Raw genomic sequence first — 14,927 nt, 5'->3', positions numbered from 1 at the left:
CTTTCAGTAACTTTAAAAGCAGTTTCGGAAGGATTACTCGGGTGCGACATGAAGTTCGGATTTAATGGGTATTATTGGCAAGCCGATGTCGCCCTGCCTGCCTGGTCAGACTTCACTGCAGGAAACACAACCTCACTGACATTCGCACCTGAAGGCAGAGATGAAGGGCCGATGAGAGCGGACGAGATTGCTCTCACAACGTGGGTCAGAGACAACCACGAAATGCAGAAGCATCTACTGCTGAACGCGGTTCTCGAGGCTTATCCCGAGTTCAGACATCAATTCTTCGAAGACTACAACATCAAGGAGAACCAGGACGATTTACCAATGGTAACTTCTGCAGATGGCCTGTCGAAAGTAATCGCGCTCGAAGAAATTTTTGTTCACCAGATTTCGAAAGATGGGCTGCCCTATGTGGGATATCAGTTTTCCTGTGATTGGGACGAGGAGCATGGCCTTGGTGTTTTGATGCACCACAAACGAGTCATCGAGATTGGTGGGGCTGACTGCGCATTCACGCTTTGGGTCGCCGAGCGTGATCGCGACAGTTGATGTCGTCAAACTCTACTTGTGTTCTGGCCAATCTAAAGCCGCCATCGGGGCTTTGGCAATCGACGACAGCGATGTCCGCATAGCTGCCCCCAAACCAAGAAGGGACGCCCGAAGGCGGCCCATGTCGTCAGGCTTCTGCCACGATCTCTTCCGCAACCTTATCCCCCCGCAGCAGCACATAGATCGCCGGGATCACCAGCACGGTCAGCAGCGTCGACGAGGCCAGCCCGAACAGCAGGCTGATCGCAAGACCCTGAAAGATCGGGTCGGTCAGGATGGTTACGGCGCCGATGATGGCGGCCAGCGCGGTGAGGAGGATCGGCTTGAAGCGGATGGCTCCGGCGTCCAGCAGCACCTCGACCAGTTTGGTGCCGGGCTGGTTGGCGTGGCGGATGAAATCCACCAGCAGGATCGAGTTGCGCACGATGATCCCGGCCAGCGCGATGAAGCCGATCATCGAGGTCGCCGAGAAGGGCGCTCCGAAAATCCAGTGGCCGCCCAGAATGCCGATGAAGGTCAGGGGCACCGGGGTAAGGATCACCAGCGGCAGTTTGAAGCTGCCGAACTGTGCCACGACAAGGATGTATATCCCCACCAGCGCCACCATGAAGGCCGCCCCCATATCGCGGAAGGTGACCCAGGTCACCTCCCACTCGCCATCCCAAAGGAGGACGGGCGTGCCAGTGTCGGTTGGCTGGCCATGCAGGGCGATCTGCGGCTTGGGCAACTCGCCCCAGTCGGCGGCGTCGATCAGGCGGCCGACTTCGAGGATGCCGTAAAGCGGCGCCTCATAGGCTCCGGCGAGTTCGGCGGTCACCATCTCGGCCGGTTTGCCGTTGTGGCGGAAGATCGGCGGCGACTGCATCTCGCGCTCCACCGTCACCACATCGCCGAGTTCCACGACCGAACGGTCACCGGGCAGGATGTTGGCGGGGATCGGGGTCGCCAAGGCGCGTTCGTCCAGCACACCTTCCGCTTTCAGCGGTGCCATGCGGATCGGCAGCGGCAAGCGCCCCTCGCCCCGGTGCGAATAGCCCACGGTGGTGCCGCCATAAAGCAGGCCGATGGTGTCGAACACATCGCCCTGTTCCACCTTGTGGAAGTTCAGCGCGGCATCATCCAGCACCAGCCGCAGCCGCTCGGCCGGGGTGCCGAAACTGTCGTCCACATCAACGATGAAGGGCACCTGCGCGAAAATTCCGCGCAGTTTGGTCGCCACGGCGCGGCGGGTTTCGGCATCGGGCCCGTAAACCTCGGCCAGAAGGGTGGCCATGACGGGCGGTCCGGGCGGCGGTTCCACCACCTTGATCGTGGCACCTGCGGGCAGGTCCAGCGCCAGCACACGGTTCCGCAGGTCCAGCGCGATGGCATGGCTTTCGCGGTCACGCTCGGCCTTGGGCGTCAGGTTGACCTGAAGGTCGCCATAGCGCGGCTCGGCCCGCTCGTAATAATGCCGCACCAGACCGTTGAAGTTGAAGGGCGCGGCGGTTCCGGCATGGCTTTGGATGGTGGTGATTTCCTCGACCGGCGCCAGCGCCACCGCGATCTGCGCCAGAACGCGGTCGGTTTCCTCAACCGAGGTGCCGCGCGGCATGTCCAGCATGACCGCGAGTTCCGACTTGTTGTCGAAGGGCAAGAGCTTGACCGTCACCGCCTTGGTGTAAAAGAGGCCCATCGAGGCGAAGGTGGCCACCACCACCGCCAGAAGGAACATCCCCGCCCGGCGGCGTGAGGCCAGGATCGGCGCCGCCACCCCGCGATACATCCGGCCCAAGGGCCCGCCATCTGCCGCGTCATGCCCGTGGCCGCCGGCATGGGGCTTGCCGAATTTCAGCATCAGCCAGGGGGTGACCATCACCGCAACGAAGAAGGAAAACACCATGGCCGCGCTGGCATTGGCGGGAATGGGGCTCATGTAAGGCCCCATCATGCCCGAAACGAAGAGCATCGGCAGCAGGGCCGCCACCACGGTCAGGGTGGCAACGATGGTGGGGTTGCCCACCTCGCCCACCGCGTCAATCGCGGCCTGACGGCGCGAGCGCCCGTCGCCCATGCCCCAGTGGCGGGCGATATTCTCGATCACCACGATGGCGTCATCGACAAGGATGCCGATGGAAAAGATCAGTGCGAAGAGGCTGACCCGGTTCAGAGTATAACCCATCACCCGCGCGGCAAAGAGCGTCAGCAGGATCGTCACCGGAATGACGATGGCCACCACCAGCGCCTCGCGCCAGCCGATGGCGATCCAGACCAGCGCCACGATGGAAAGCGTCGCAAGGCCAAGATGGAACAGCAGTTCATTGGCCTTTTCATTGGCGCTTTCGCCGTAATCGCGGGTGAAATCCACGGTCAGGTCTTCGGGAATGATCTTGCCCCGCATCGCCTCGACCGCATGGCGGATTTCCTCGGCGATCACCACGGCATTGGCGCCGGGCCGCTTGGCCACCGCAACGGAAACCGCAGGGCTGCGGGTGAAGCCGCCTTCGCTGCGGGCCATGTTGAAAACGCGGGTTTCGGCCGGGTCGGTCAGCAGGCTGACCGTGGCCACGTCGCGGACATAGACCGGCCTGCCGTCGCGCGTGGTCACCAGAAGCCCGCCGATCTGGTCAAGCCCGCTCAGGGTTTGTCCGGCGGCCAGATCAATCTGGCGGCCCTGATCGCGCAGGGTGCCCAGCGCAAACGCCTTGTTGGCGCCCTCGATCTTGCCCGCCAGCGCCTGCAGCGTCAGGCCATATTGCGCCAGCCGCTCGGGGTCGGGCGCGATGCAGATTTCCGCCGCCTGCGTGCCGACGACATAGGTCAGCCCGATATCATCCAGTGCCGCGATGCCCACCTGAACCTCGCCCGCAACGCGGGTCAGGTCGGCGGCGGTCCAGCGCCCCTCGGCCCCCGGTTCGGGCGACAGGGTAACGACCATGATCGCCACATCGTCAATGCCGCGCCCCACGATCAGCGGTTCGGGGATGCCTTCGGGGATGCGGTCCATGTTGGCGCGGACCTTTTCATGCACGCGCAGGATGGCGGCATCGCCCGAGGTGCCCACCTGAAACCGCGCGGTGACCATGGCGCCATCATCGCGGGTCTGGGAATAGACATGCTCCACCCCCGGGATCGACTTGACGATGGTTTCCAGCGGTTCGGTCACCAGCTTGGCGGCGTCTTCGGCCCGCAAACCGTTGGCTGCTATGTGGATATCCACCATCGGCACCGAGATTTGCGGCTCTTCCTCGCGCGGCAGGGTGATCAGCGCCACCAGCCCAAGGATGACGGCGGCAAACAGCACCAGCGGCGTCAGCGGCGAGACGATGAAGGCGCGCGTCAGCGCACCGGCGATGCCCCGCGCCGGTTCGGATTTCGGCAGGTCGCTCATGGCAGCAGCACCACATCTCCGGCGCGCAGGCCGGTCAGGATTTCGACGCGGGCCCCTTCGGCGGTGGTCAGCGCGGCACCGGGCAGCACCACGACCTCGACCGGCCCATCGGCGCCCTGAATACGGACCAGATCAAGCCCGGCGCGGGTTTCGATGGCTTCGGGCGGCACGGCCAGCGCCTGCCGCGTGCCCACCGGCACCTCGACCAGCACGCGCTTGCCCATGAAGGCATCCGACAGGCCGGCCACGGCGACATCGACAATAACGCGGCCTTCTTCGATCTGCGGATAGATCTTCTCGATCTGGCCGGTTCCCTGTTGCAGCGCCACCGGGGCGCCCATCGTCAGGTCTTCAGCATGACGTTCGGGCAGGGCCAGCCGCAGGAAAGCGCCGCCCGCCGCCACCGTCGCCACCGGCTCGCCCGGCATCAGAACGGCGCCGATGCGGGCAGGCACGGTCAACACCCGGCCATCGGCCGGCGCCAGAACATCGCCCTCGCTGATCTGGCGGGCGGTCACGGCCTGCGCCGCCTCGGCTTGGGTCACGCCATCGCGCGCCACCTCAACCGTGGTGCGGGTCTGATCCACCTTCTGCACGGTGGTGGCACCTCGGGTCAGCAGTTCTTCATACCGGGCCAACTCACTCTCGGCATTGGCAAGCTGCGACTTTGCCGCGGAAATCTGCGCTTCGGCCGCCAGAAGCTGCGATTCGAGCTTGGGGTCAACGATGCGGCCAATCACCTGCCCGGCGGTCACCATGCTGCCCTCGCTGACCGTCAGTTCGGTCAGCGTGCCGCCGATCCGCCCCCGGGCGGGGGCGACGAAGCGGCTTTCGATGCGCCCGTAAACCGCTTTGGTTTCCGTCACTTGCACCGGCTGCACCGTGTATTCACCCGCCGCCAGCGGGCCCGCCAGAACCGCAAGGACCATCCCGGCCCATATCCCGAAACCTGCCGCCACAGCATTTCTCCTTATCGCGTTTGCCTGCCTCCTAGCATGGCGGCAACAAACATTCAAACATTTATATATGATTGGATTGCCACAGCGCGCAGAGCCTGTGCGCCAATCCGGCTATCGGCGCGCGGCATCAGCGCCTATCTGTGTCGCAACCCAATTTGGCGGAGCATGACATGAGCGATATCCAGCTTGGCCTCGACACCTTCGGCGATGTCAGCCTTGGTGCGGACGGCACACCGAAACCCATGGATCAAGTCCTGCGCGACGTGGTTGATCAGGCGGTTCTCGCCGATGAACTGGGTATCCATTTCATCGGTCTGGGCGAACATCACCGGCCCGATTTCGCCATTTCCTCGCCCGAGATCGTGCTGGCCGCCATCGCAGGGCGCACCAAACAAATCAAACTGGGCACGGCGGTCACCGTTCTGTCCTCGGACGATCCGATCCGGGTGTTCCAACGCTTCTCGACGCTGAATGCGCTGTCGGGCGGGCGGGCGGAACCGATCCTGGGCCGCGGCAGCTTTACCGAAAGCTATCCGCTTTTCGGCTATGACCTGCGTGATTATGACATGCTGTTCGAGGAAAAGCTGGACCTGTTCGCCAAGCTGGCGCGCAACCCCGAGGTGAACTGGTCGGGGCAGCACCGCACGCCGCTGAAGGGCCAGAAGGTCTATCCGCCGCTGGGCGACGAGGGCATGACGGTCTGGGTCGGCGTCGGCGGCAGCCCGGAATCGGTGGTGCGGGTGGTGCGCCACGATCTGCAACTGATGCTGGCGATCATCGGTGGCGACCCGCGCCGCTTTGCCCCGTATATCGACCTCTATCACCGCGCCTGCGACCAGTTGAAGAAAGCTCCGCGTCCGGTCGGCATCCATTCGCCCGGTTTTGTCGCCGAAACCGACGAGGCCGCGCGTGAGGCGCTCTGGCCGCATTATCAGGAAATGTTCGGTCGTCTGGGGCGCGAGCGTGGCTGGCCCGCCACGACCAAGGACCGCTACATCGACGAGGTGGAGAACGGCTCGCTCTATGTCGGCTCGCCCGAAACGGTGGCCAAGAAGATTGCGGCGGCGGTCAGCGCCCTTGGCGTGCAGCGGTTCGACATGAAATATGCCACCGGCCCGATGCCGCACGCGCAGTTGATGGAGTGTATCCGGCTTTATGGCGAACGGGTCATTCCGATGGTAAACGAGATTCTGGCGGGGTGATCCCGCCGGAACCATCGCTGAAAACCCGGGGAACACCATGATCGATGCCACCCTTGCCGCCCTTTGGGAGGTGGATGCCCTGCCGCTGGAACTTGGCATCGCGCTGACCGTTGCCAGCGGCGGGCGGGCCGAAACCCGGGTTACGATCGAACCCCGCCATGTGAACACTCACGGCATCTGCCATGGCGGGCTGATCTTCACGCTGGCCGATACCTGCTTTGGCTTTGCCGCCCATTCCAGCGGGGCCGAGCGGGCCGTGACACAGGCCGCCAACATCAGCTATATCTCGCCCGCCAAGGTGGGCGAGGTGCTGACCGCGCGCGCCGCCGTCATCTCGCGCGCCGGGCGCACCGGCATCATCGACGTGACGGTCACGGCGGGCGATGGCCGCACCGTGGCGCTGCTGCGCGGACAGGCACGCTTTCTGCCCGGATGAGGGAAATTTGCGGCATCATGGCTGCAAACCACCCTAACGCCATGACATTGCCCGATTCGCCTGCTTTTCCTGAGGGTCAGTAAATGTCGCTTGAGTGCGAAGGACGCCCTATGCTTGACCTCGGCCCGGCCCGTGACAGCCTTGAAGCCATCGAAACCGCCTCGCGCGATGAAATCGGGGCGCTGCAACTGCAACGCCTGCAATGGTCGCTGAACCACGCCTGGGCCAATGTGCCGCATTACCGCACCGCCTTTGCAGCCGCCGGGGTGCATCCCGACGATGTGCGCAGCCTCGACGACATCCGCCGCTTTCCCTTTACCACCAAGGCCGACCTGCGGGCGAATTACCCGTTTGGCATGTTCGCCGTGCCGCGCGAGCAGGTGCTGCGGCTGCACGCCTCATCGGGCACCACGGGCAAGCCGACGGTGGTGGGCTATACCGCCCGCGATCTTGAAACATGGGCCGGGCTGATGGCGCGTTCAATGCGGGCCTGCGGCACGCGGCCGGGCGATATCGTGCATCTGGCCTATGGCTATGGCCTCTTCACCGGCGGGCTGGGCTTTCACTATGGCGCTGAAAGGCTGGGCTGCACGGTGGTTCCGGTCTCGGGCGGGATGACGCCGCGGCAGGTTTCGCTGATCGAGGATTTCGGGGCGACCACCATCGGCTGCACGCCGTCTTACATGCTGTCGATTCTGGACGAATACCGCGCGCAGGGCCGCGACCCGCGCCAATCGCCGTTGCAGGTGGGCATCTTTGGCGGCGAGCCCTGGACCAATGCCATGCGCGCGGAAATCGAGGCGGCCTTCGACATGCATGCGCTGGATTGCTATGGCCTGTCCGAAGTGATCGGACCGGGCGTGGCCATCGAATGCGTGGAAACCAAGGATGGGCTGACGCTGTGGGAAGATCACTTCCTGGCCGAGATCATTGACCCTGACACCGGCGCCGTGCTGCCCGATGGCGAGGTGGGCGAGCTGGTGCTGACCTCGCTGACCAAAGAGGCGCTGCCCATCGTGCGGTATCGCACCCGCGACCTGACCCGCCTGTTGCCCGGCACGGCCCGCACCATGCGGCGGCTGGAAAAGCTGCGCGGGCGCAGCGATGACATGATCATCCTGCGCGGAGTGAACGTCTTCCCCAGCCAGATCGAGGAACAACTGCTGGCCCATCCGGGCCTTGGCCCGCATTTCCAGATCGAGATGCGGCGCGAAGGGCGGCTGGATACGATGATCGTCGCCGTAGAAACCAGCGCGGAAAGCGATGAGGCCACCCGCGCCCGCCACGCCTCGGCCTTCCAGAAGCGGGTCAAACAGATGCTGGGTGTTTCGATCCTGGCACAGGTCGGCGGCCCCGGCGCGGTTCCGCGCAGTCAGGGCAAGGCGGTGCGGATCGTGGACCACCGGCCCAAGGGATAGGGCGCCATCGCCTTTGCTGATCCCCTTCTCCACAAATCGGCATTGGCCCTGCCCGGCGCAGCGCCCCATTCTGGGCCGGCAACAAGGGGGGCGCCCATGAATCTGCAACGGATCGCAGCCTTTGCCGAAGGGGAGACGGGCGGCAACCCGGCAGGGGTGCTGATCGCCGATCACCTGCCGCCCCCCGCCGAAATGCAGCGCATCGCGGCAGAGGTCGGCTATTCCGAAACCGTGTTCGCCGCGCCCGCGCCCGGTGGCTGGCAGGTGCGCTATTTCGCGCCCGAGGGCGAGGTGGCCTTTTGCGGCCATGCCACCATCGCGCTGGGGGCGGAACTGGGGCGCCGCTTTGGCCCGGGGCGCCATGTGCTGTCGCTGTCGCAGGGCGACATCTCGGTCGAGGTGAGCGCGGATTCGGCGGTGCTGACCTCGCTCCCCACCCGCTCAACCCCGCTTGAGGCCGGGGTGGCGGCGGCCCTGCTGGACGCCTTCGGGCTGACCCCGGCCGATCTTGACCCGCGCCTGCCGCTGTCGCGTGCGCATGGCGGGGTGGATCATGCGGTGATTGCCCTTCTGCGCCGCGAACGGCTGGCGGCGATGGATTATCCCTTTGCCCGGGTCAAGGCGCTGATGCAGGAGGCCGGGCTGACCACGATCAGCCTGATCCACATTGCCGCGCCGGATCTTTTCATGTCGCGCAACGCCTTTGCCATTGGCGGGGTCGTCGAAGACCCGGCAACCGGCGCGGCGGCAGCGGCGCTTGGCGGGCTTCTGGTCGATCTGGGTTGGCCGGGACTGGCGACAGGCGGCCGTTTCACCATCCTGCAAGGGCAGGATATGGGGGCGCCGTCGCGGATCGAGGTTGAGGTGACCGGGCAGCCCGGCGCCCCTGTCCGCGTGGCCGGACGGGCGCGGCAGATCGGCTGAACCCGACGACGCCGCAGGTCAGATCATGCGGATCGCTTCTTTGCCCACGGCCAGCATATAGCCGCGCCGCGCCACGGTTTTCACCAGCAGTTCCGACACCAGTTGATTGCCCAGCGCGTCGCGCAGCCGCTTGACCCGGGTCGCGCCAGCGGCCTCTTCGCAATCGGCCTCGGAGCGGCCCGAAATCACCGCCTCGATCTGCACGCCGGTCATCACCTCGTCATCCAGCCGGGCTTCGGCCAGCACCGACAGGGTTTCGATCGCCGCTTCGGTCAGGCTGAATTCCATGTCGTTGATATAGACCGCCCGCGCCTCGCGGCTGATCAGCATGGATGACACCTGAATGCCCGACCGCTGGATCGCCGAAATCCGCCGGTTCAGCGCGATGATGGTGACCAGAAACACCAGACTGGCAATCAGCAGCGCGGTGGCAAAGACCAGCAGCACGAAGATCACCGAGCGATAGCTTTGCAGCACCTCGGAGAACGAGGTGCCCGACTGCGCCAGAATCTCCAAGAGCTTGATTTCCGCCGCCGTGGTCAGGTCGTTGTTTTCAACGAACAGCCGTTCCACCCGGGCGTTGAAGGCATTGGCATCGGGCAGGCTGACGAACAGGAACACCGCCGCTGCCAGCAGGATCAGCACGATGGCGGCAATGCCGAACCCCACCACGCGGTTGCCCGCGCGCAAAGACTCAGTAGCGGAGGAAGTAGTCTCCTGCACTGCCTTTCCTTTCTTCCAGACCTTCAGGGCCGAACACCGATAGCACGTTCAACAGGGTCCAGCCAGCCGAGGCAAGGCGGGGCTGCAATTCGGCTTCGGCACCGCCCTTGTCACAGGCGGAAACCTGCGCGACGCCGTAATGCAGGCGCAGGGGGTCGTCCTGCTTGGCCTTGTAATCGGCATAGCAATCAGCCGCTGCAGGGGCGGCAAGGGCAAGAACCGCCGCAAGGGCAGCGGCCAGCAAGGCGATTGGGCGCGTCATTCCGCACACTCCGTCTAGGTCTGTCCATCCTGCGCAAAGCGCTCTGGCTATTCAATATCCAAAGGGGTTCGGCGGCGTTGTTATCTCCTATCAAGCCGGCGTTATTGCGTGGCCGCGCCGGTTTGGCCGAGCCTTGGTGCAGATCAGGTGGCCCCGCAACGCCACCACCCGCAACAGACGAGGAAGCCCCGATGAAACCCGCAATCCACTCCTCCATCCTTGCCGAAACCACCCATGGCCGCAGCCAGTCGGGCGAAGCGATGCCGCTGAAACGGCTGTTGGGCGGTCTGACCATGCTGGCCGCTGCCGTGGCGCTGATCGCTGCCAGCGCGGTGCCCTCGCATGCCGACCGGCGCAGCGACAATATCGCAAAGGTGATCGTCGGGGCGCTGATCGTCGGCGCCATCGTGAACGAGGTGCAGAAGGACAAGCGCAAGCCGCCGGTGTATCCGGTGGACAGCCGCCGCGTGCCCGGCGCCTGCGCCATCGAGATCGAAAGCGCCAGCCAGCCGCGCCCGGTGGTGGTTTATGGCGGCACCTGCCTGCGTGAATACGGGCTGACGCGCCTGCCCGCCTGCGGCCGTGGCGCCACGATCTATGGCCGGGCCGAACGGCTGTATTCCCCCGATTGCCTGCGCGGCGCCGGTTTCAGCGTGCCCCGCCGCTGAAACCGCCGTGCAATCCCTCGGGTCCGGTGTGTGCGTGTTGTTGGCCGGGCCCGGCCTCGGGGCGGAGGGGTGAGCAGCCTCCGCCCCCTTTTTTTCCCCCGCCATTCGCGCTACGCGAGCGAATGGCCCGCATTCCCCCAGATTTCGCGCATGAAACCGCCGCCCTCGCCCGGGGTCACACCATTGTCTGCGGTGTGGATGAGGTGGGACGTGGGCCACTGGCCGGGCCGGTGACGGCGGCGGCGGTGATCCTGGACCCTGCCCGCATTCCCGAAGGTTTGGCGGATTCCAAGGTGCTGACCGCCGCCCGGCGCGAACGGCTGTTCGACCAGATTGCCGCCATGGCCCGGGTCAGCATCGCCCATGCCACGGTGGAAGAGATCGACGCGCTGAACATCCTGCGCGCCAGCCATCTGGCGATGGAGCGGGCGGTGGCCGGGCTTGGCGCAGTGGATCATACCCTGATCGACGGCAATCTGATCCCCGCCGGGCTGCAAGGCCGGGCCGAAGCCATCGTCAAGGGCGATGCCAAATCGCTGTCGATCGCCGCGGCCTCGATCATGGCCAAGGTGACGCGGGATCGCCTTATGGTGGATTTGGCGCAACAGCACCCCGGCTATGGCTGGGAGGGCAATGCAGGCTACCCCACAAAGGCCCATCTACAGGCGCTTCTAGATTTGGGGGTGACCCCTTGGCATAGACGCTCTTTCGCGCCTGTCCACAAGATATTGTATCAAGATGTTTCTGTAAGTAGTTGATTCAAAAAAGAATTTGACGGCGAATCACTCCTGACTCATCCTGCACTCATGGAACGGCACACAAGATGCCGTCAAACGAGGCAGAAGATGGCGACCAAAACTCCCCCGGCGCAGGCACAAGCCCTGCCGCTGAACCAGATCCTTGGCGGTGACTGCATCGAGGTGATGAACGCACTTCCTGCGGCCTCGGTCGATCTGATCTTCGCGGACCCCCCCTATAACCTGCAGTTGAAGGGGGAGCTTCACCGCCCCGACAATTCCCGGGTGGATGCGGTGGATGATCACTGGGACCAGTTTTCCAGCTTTGCCGCCTATGACAAATTCACCCACCAATGGCTTGCCGCCGCCAAGCGGCTCTTGAAGCCCAATGGCGCGATCTGGGTGATTGGCAGCTATCACAACGTCTTCCGCCTTGGGGCGGCCTTGCAGGATCAGGGCTATTGGCTCTTGAACGATGTGATCTGGCGCAAGTCGAACCCGATGCCGAACTTTCGCGGCAAGCGGCTGACCAATGCCCATGAAACGCTGATCTGGGCCTCGCGGGATGAAACCGCGAAATACACCTTCAACTATGAAGCGCTGAAGGAACTGAATGACGGCGTGCAGATGCGATCCGACTGGGTGATCCCGCTTTGCACCGGGCATGAGCGGCTGAAGGATGAGAACGGCGACAAGGCCCACCCGACGCAAAAGCCCGAGGCGCTGCTGCACCGGGTGTTGCTGGCCACCACCAACCCCGGCGATGTCGTGCTGGACCCGTTCTTTGGCACCGGCACCACTGGCGCCGTGGCCAAGATGCTGGGCCGCGACTTCATCGGGATCGAGCGCGAAGAAGCCTATCGCAAGGCGGCTGGCGAACGGATCGAGCGGGTGCGCCGCTTCGACGCTTCGGCGCTGGAGATCACCGGGTCCAAGCGGGCCGAGCCGCGGGTGCCCTTCGGGCAGGTGGTGGAACGCGGCATGTTGCGCCCGGGCGAAGAGCTGTTCTCGATCGGTAACCGCTTCAAGGTCAAGGTCCGCGCCGATGGCACGCTGATCGGCAACGACGTGAAGGGCTCGATCCATCAGGTCGGCGCCGCACTGGAGGGCGCGCCAAGCTGCAACGGCTGGACCTACTGGCACTTCAAGCGCGATGGCAAGATGGTGCCCATCGACATCCTGCGCCAGCAGATCCGCGCCGAGATGGAGGCCGATCAGGGCCGCCCGCACTGACCCCGACACAATCACCGAACGCCTGTGCCGTGGTCCGCCCGCGGCATGACTGCCCTGCCGTGTCCGCACGGCAGGGCCTTTTCCGCTTGCGAAAATCCGCTAGGCTGGCGGCATTGACCTTTCGCATTGGAAATCCCCATGTTCTCGACCGATCCCGATGTTTATGGCGAGGGGGTGAACCTTGTCGCCTCTGCCGCCAAGCTTGAAGCCTTGGTGACCATGCGGGTCGAGGCCCTTGCTGCGGCGATCCAGCCGCCCTTCACGCCCCCGCGCCGCCGCAAGATCCGGGCGGCTCTGGCCGAGGCGCAGACCGAAGCCACCCGCCTTGGCCGCCTCTGCAACCGCTGGATTGTCGAGATGGGGGCGGATCGGCAGCATCAGGGGCGCGTCCTGCGGCTGGGCCAGTTGCTGCAACTGTGGAACGACGCGGCGGAACGGCTTGAGGCCACCATCATGGCCGCCCCCCGCCCGCTGACGCCCGATACTCCGCGCCCCGGTTCGCTGAACGAGGCGGTTGCCGTTTCGACCGACCGTTTTTTTGAGCGGCTGCATATGGCGCTGTCGCCCGACACCCCGGTCTATCATGTGGACGAGGGGCCGTTTCACGGCGACATCCCCCTGCCGATGACCCGGTTCCAGAACCTGATCCGCGCCACCGCCCGCCTGCTGCGCGCCATGGACCGGCCCGAGCCCTGGTCGTTCCTTGAGGTGGGCTGCGGCATCGGTCTCAAGCTTCTGGCGGCGCAGGAGCAGTTCGCCCATGTCGTGGGCATCGAATATGACGCCCCCCGCGCCGCTGCGGCGCAGGCGATGATGGACCGCGCCCACCTGCATCTGACCGAGGCCGACGACGCCCCCAGCCCCTGGCTGCGCGGCACCGCGCCGCAAGCGCGCGCCACGGTGCAGTCCGGCGACGCGCTGGAATTTGCCGATTACGGCAGCTTTGACGTGATCTATGCCTATCGCCCCATTGCCGATACCGGGCTGCGCACGCAGTTGGAGCGCCGCATCATTGCCGATGCACGGCCCGGCACCCTGCTGATCATGCCCTATCCCGATTTCGGCGCCACCGGCGGGGCCGAAGGTTCGGTGCAACTCGACCGTTTCATCCACCTCAAGCCCCTGCCCGGACAGAAGCCCGAGGCGCTTGTGCGCCGCGCCGGGCATGTCGGCCTGATCCGGCCGACCGAACCGACCGGCGGCCGCCCGGACGAAGGGTTCGTTGCCCCCCTTACGGCGGCGCTGCGCCATTGGGGGCATCTGAGCTGATCAGGGGGCACCCTTCGGCGGCGGGTTCAGCGCCTTGTTATAGGCGTGCCAATCGGTGACCTCAGGATAGAACCGCCGCCGCCACGCCTTGACACGGCGGTTCATCACCCGCTTCCACAGCGGCGGGATCATCGCCATCGTGGTCATCAGCGGATAGCCATAGGGCAGTTGCGGCGCCTCATCCTCGGCATAGGTCTGGAGCAGGGGGAAACGGCGGTCGGGCTTGTAATGGTGGTCGGAATGGCGCTGCAAGTTGATCAGAAGCCAGTTCGACGCCCGATGCGCCGCATTCCAGCTATGGCGCGGCAAGACATGCTCATAACGCCCCTCGCCCAGATGGCGGCGGGTCAGGCCGTAATGCTCAATGTAATTCACCAGTTCCAACTGCCAGACGGCAGAGCCCGCCTGCCACAGGAACAGGCCCAGTCCCTGCCAGCCGCCCAAGGCAAAGGCCAGCCCCAGCGTGGCCACTTGCAGCGCCGCATAGCGCCAGAACGGATTGCTGCGATGCCAGACAGGCAGACCGCGCCGCGCCAGCATCGCCGCTTCGGCCCGAAAAGCTGAAGGCGGGCATTGCCGCAGCACCCGAGGAAAGAAGCGGTGGAACCCTTCGTTATAGCGCGCGGTGACCGGATCGCGGGGGGTGCCGACATAAAGGTGATGCACCCGCAGATGCTCGCTGCGGAAATGGCTGTAAAGCACACAAGCCAGCAACAGATCGCCCAACCAGCGTTCCGCCGCCGGTTTCTGGTGCATCAGCTCATGGGAATAGTTGATGCCGACGGTGCCCGAAATCACCCCGACGCCAAAGAACAGAACCAGCTTTTCGGCCAACCCCAGATGCGGCGCCTGCGGCACATACCAGATCAGCCAGAAAAGCAGCCCCGCCTGCACCGGAAACCAGATCAGCGTGATCGCCCGATACCAGAACAGCCCGGCCTCGGGCGTGGTCAGGTCGGCGTTTTCCTCGTTCAGCCCGATCAGCGCATCGAGGACCGAGAACATGCCCCAGCTATAGACCGGCAACAGCACCACCGCCCAGCCCCCCTGCAAGGCCCCGAAAACGGCCAGCGGCACCGTGCCCAGCGACAGCCAGAACGGCAGCGCATTGGTCAGGCGGCGGACTTCGGTGGCGGGAATGGTGCGCATCTGGACCCCTCGGTTGCCGCCACCT

14 protein-coding genes are annotated in these 14,927 nt (G+C 64.9%); 9 read left to right on the top strand and 5 right to left on the bottom strand.

Annotation, left to right across the window (positions count from 1 at the left end; all coding sequences use genetic code 11):
• Nucleotides 1-48 precede the first annotated feature (48 nt).
• Nucleotides 49-552, top strand: a complete 504-nt coding sequence (locus HS053_RS01925) for a DUF6985 domain-containing protein (protein WP_174209489.1) — start codon at nucleotides 49-51, stop codon at nucleotides 550-552.
• Nucleotides 553-679: 127 nt separating this feature from the next.
• On the opposite strand, the gene HS053_RS01920 is transcribed toward HS053_RS01925, so the two are convergent.
• Together HS053_RS01920 and HS053_RS01915 are read right to left on the bottom strand one after the other, a co-directional pair.
• Nucleotides 680-3,922: an efflux RND transporter permease subunit gene (locus HS053_RS01920; protein WP_174209488.1), complete on the bottom strand. Its 3,243-nt coding sequence runs from the start codon at nucleotides 3,920-3,922 to the stop codon at nucleotides 680-682.
• Entirely contained in the window at nucleotides 3,919-4,881 is a 963-nt protein-coding gene (locus tag HS053_RS01915) for an efflux RND transporter periplasmic adaptor subunit (RefSeq protein ID WP_347233281.1), read from the bottom strand. Before HS053_RS01915 ends, HS053_RS01920 begins: the two co-directional genes overlap by 4 nt.
• Nucleotides 4,882-5,051: 170 nt before the next feature.
• Between HS053_RS01915 and HS053_RS01910 the strand changes: the two genes are divergently transcribed.
• The 4 genes from HS053_RS01910 (at nucleotide 5,052) to HS053_RS01895 (ending at nucleotide 8,861) form a co-directional block, all read left to right on the top strand.
• Nucleotides 5,052-6,083 carry an LLM class flavin-dependent oxidoreductase gene (locus tag HS053_RS01910; RefSeq protein ID WP_174209487.1) on the top strand — a complete coding sequence of 344 codons (1,032 nt, stop codon included), beginning with the start codon at nucleotides 5,052-5,054 and terminating at the stop codon, nucleotides 6,081-6,083.
• Nucleotides 6,084-6,120: 37 nt separating this feature from the next.
• Nucleotides 6,121-6,519, top strand: coding sequence for a PaaI family thioesterase (locus HS053_RS01905; RefSeq protein WP_174209486.1), 399 nt, complete (start codon nucleotides 6,121-6,123; stop codon nucleotides 6,517-6,519).
• A 110-nt stretch (nucleotides 6,520-6,629) separates the two neighbouring features.
• Nucleotides 6,630-7,937, top strand: coding sequence for a phenylacetate--CoA ligase PaaK (paaK, locus tag HS053_RS01900; protein WP_174209485.1), 1,308 nt, complete (start codon nucleotides 6,630-6,632; stop codon nucleotides 7,935-7,937).
• A 96-nt stretch (nucleotides 7,938-8,033) separates the two neighbouring features.
• On the top strand, nucleotides 8,034-8,861 hold the full coding sequence (locus HS053_RS01895; RefSeq protein ID WP_174209484.1) for a PhzF family phenazine biosynthesis protein: 828 nt from the start codon (nucleotides 8,034-8,036) through the stop codon (nucleotides 8,859-8,861).
• 18 nt (nucleotides 8,862-8,879) lie between these two features.
• On the opposite strand, the gene HS053_RS01890 is transcribed toward HS053_RS01895, so the two are convergent.
• Together HS053_RS01890 and HS053_RS01885 are read right to left on the bottom strand one after the other, a co-directional pair.
• Nucleotides 8,880-9,584: a helix-turn-helix domain-containing protein gene (locus HS053_RS01890; RefSeq protein ID WP_174209483.1), complete on the bottom strand. Its 705-nt coding sequence runs from the start codon at nucleotides 9,582-9,584 to the stop codon at nucleotides 8,880-8,882.
• The gene (locus HS053_RS01885) at nucleotides 9,556-9,846 is read right to left on the bottom strand and encodes a hypothetical protein (RefSeq protein ID WP_174209482.1); all 291 of its coding nucleotides are present in this window, start codon (nucleotides 9,844-9,846) and stop codon (nucleotides 9,556-9,558) included. Before HS053_RS01885 ends, HS053_RS01890 begins: the two co-directional genes overlap by 29 nt.
• Before the next feature lie 191 nt (nucleotides 9,847-10,037).
• Here HS053_RS01885 and HS053_RS01880 point away from each other — a divergent pair, with 191 nt between their 5' ends.
• The 4 genes from HS053_RS01880 to HS053_RS01865 all read left to right on the top strand — a co-directional run bounded on the left by HS053_RS01880 (nucleotide 10,038) and on the right by HS053_RS01865 (nucleotide 13,753).
• Nucleotides 10,038-10,514 (top strand): hypothetical protein, encoded by a 477-nt coding sequence (locus HS053_RS01880; RefSeq protein ID WP_174209481.1) that lies wholly within the window; start codon nucleotides 10,038-10,040, stop codon nucleotides 10,512-10,514.
• 122 nt (nucleotides 10,515-10,636) lie between these two features.
• Complete coding sequence (locus HS053_RS01875) at nucleotides 10,637-11,272, top strand: ribonuclease HII (RefSeq protein ID WP_174209480.1); 636 nt, start codon at nucleotides 10,637-10,639, stop codon at nucleotides 11,270-11,272.
• Between the two features lie 87 nt (nucleotides 11,273-11,359).
• Nucleotides 11,360-12,484 (top strand): site-specific DNA-methyltransferase, encoded by a 1,125-nt coding sequence (locus HS053_RS01870; RefSeq protein ID WP_174209479.1) that lies wholly within the window; start codon nucleotides 11,360-11,362, stop codon nucleotides 12,482-12,484.
• Between the two features lie 138 nt (nucleotides 12,485-12,622).
• The gene (locus HS053_RS01865; RefSeq protein ID WP_174209478.1) at nucleotides 12,623-13,753 is read left to right on the top strand and encodes a methyltransferase domain-containing protein; all 1,131 of its coding nucleotides are present in this window, start codon (nucleotides 12,623-12,625) and stop codon (nucleotides 13,751-13,753) included.
• Here the strand turns inward: HS053_RS01865 and HS053_RS01860 are convergent, their stop codons facing one another.
• The gene (locus HS053_RS01860; RefSeq protein ID WP_174209477.1) at nucleotides 13,754-14,902 is read right to left on the bottom strand and encodes an alkane 1-monooxygenase; all 1,149 of its coding nucleotides are present in this window, start codon (nucleotides 14,900-14,902) and stop codon (nucleotides 13,754-13,756) included. It lies immediately after the preceding gene.
• Nucleotides 14,903-14,927: the final 25 nt, after the last annotated feature.

Source organism: Tabrizicola fusiformis (genome assembly GCF_013328815.1).
Taxonomy (GTDB): Bacteria; Pseudomonadota; Alphaproteobacteria; order Rhodobacterales; family Rhodobacteraceae; genus Fuscibacter.
This window is presented reverse-complemented; position numbering and strand designations above follow the sequence as displayed.

Excerpts from the sequence above, each read along its gene's own strand:
- HS053_RS01925 (WP_174209489.1), top strand. The coding sequence starts at position 49 with ATGAAGTTCGGATTTAATGGGTATTATTGGCAAGCCGATGTCGCCCTG.
- HS053_RS01920 (WP_174209488.1), bottom strand. The coding sequence starts at position 3,922 with ATGAGCGACCTGCCGAAATCCGAACCGGCGCGGGGCATCGCCGGTGCG.
- HS053_RS01910 (WP_174209487.1), top strand. The coding sequence starts at position 5,052 with ATGAGCGATATCCAGCTTGGCCTCGACACCTTCGGCGATGTCAGCCTT.
- HS053_RS01905 (WP_174209486.1), top strand. The coding sequence starts at position 6,121 with ATGATCGATGCCACCCTTGCCGCCCTTTGGGAGGTGGATGCCCTGCCG.
- paaK (WP_174209485.1), top strand. The coding sequence starts at position 6,630 with ATGCTTGACCTCGGCCCGGCCCGTGACAGCCTTGAAGCCATCGAAACC.
- HS053_RS01895 (WP_174209484.1), top strand. The coding sequence starts at position 8,034 with ATGAATCTGCAACGGATCGCAGCCTTTGCCGAAGGGGAGACGGGCGGC.
- HS053_RS01885 (WP_174209482.1), bottom strand. The coding sequence starts at position 9,846 with ATGACGCGCCCAATCGCCTTGCTGGCCGCTGCCCTTGCGGCGGTTCTT.
- HS053_RS01880 (WP_174209481.1), top strand. The coding sequence starts at position 10,038 with ATGAAACCCGCAATCCACTCCTCCATCCTTGCCGAAACCACCCATGGC.
- HS053_RS01875 (WP_174209480.1), top strand. The coding sequence starts at position 10,637 with ATGGCCCGCATTCCCCCAGATTTCGCGCATGAAACCGCCGCCCTCGCC.
- HS053_RS01870 (WP_174209479.1), top strand. The coding sequence starts at position 11,360 with ATGGCGACCAAAACTCCCCCGGCGCAGGCACAAGCCCTGCCGCTGAAC.
- HS053_RS01865 (WP_174209478.1), top strand. The coding sequence starts at position 12,623 with ATGTTCTCGACCGATCCCGATGTTTATGGCGAGGGGGTGAACCTTGTC.
- HS053_RS01860 (WP_174209477.1), bottom strand. The coding sequence starts at position 14,902 with ATGCGCACCATTCCCGCCACCGAAGTCCGCCGCCTGACCAATGCGCTG.